Origin of the sequence: Pseudomonas sp. MWU13-2105 (genome assembly GCF_023242315.1) — a bacterium.
GTDB lineage: Bacteria > Pseudomonadota > Gammaproteobacteria > Pseudomonadales > Pseudomonadaceae > Aquipseudomonas.
Genome location: NZ_JALLIY010000081.1, coordinates 1 through 671, shown reverse-complemented (window position 1 = coordinate 671; position 671 = coordinate 1). Strand labels below are relative to the sequence as shown.

Below are 671 nucleotides of genomic sequence, written 5' to 3'. Positions count from 1 at the left end.
CGCGGCCTTGGCGGCGGCATAGGCGGTGCGATGGGTAATGCCCAGTACGGTCAGGCTGGAGATGTTGACGATCCGGCCCCATTGACGCTCGCGCATACCGGGCAGCAGCGCCTGAGTGGCCAGAAGCGCCGAATGCAGATTCACCCGCATCACGGCATCGAAATCGTCCAGATCCACTTCACCCAGCACCTGCGGGCGAACCAGACCGACGTTATTCACCAGCCCGTCGAACGCATACTGCTGGGTTAACGTCGCCAAGGCCTGTTCGGTCGCCTTGCGATCTCCCAGGTCAACCGGTACCAAAATACCGGGGAAATCGACACCCCCAGCGTGCCGGGCGATGCCCACGACGCGGTGACCCGTGTTTGCCAGTGTCTGTGCCAACGCCAGGCCGATGCCCTTGCTGGCGCCGGTGATCAAAAAGCTTCGCTTGTTCATGAGTGCTCCTGGGACCAGCCCGTGCAGGGGCTGGCCGAGTGAAGGCCGAAGGCAGGTTTCAGGCTGGCTTGGTCCATTCGTTGCCTTTCATGAACGGATCGAGCTGGGTGTGCACTAGATGGTTGGTGTAGTTGCTCATGACCTTGGTGGCGACGCCCAGTACCACTTCCAGCACGTTGCGCCGCGTGAAACCGGCAGCCAGGAAGGCTTCGATACCGGCGTCGTTGACGAAA

1 protein-coding gene is annotated in these 671 nt (G+C 61.7%); it reads right to left on the bottom strand.

Features of this window, described 5'->3' with window-relative positions; all coding sequences use genetic code 11:
• The coding region (locus M5B96_RS32390) for an SDR family NAD(P)-dependent oxidoreductase (RefSeq protein WP_248801237.1) at window positions 1-438 on the bottom strand (438 nt) is incomplete at its 3' end.
• Window positions 439-671: the final 233 nt, after the last annotated feature.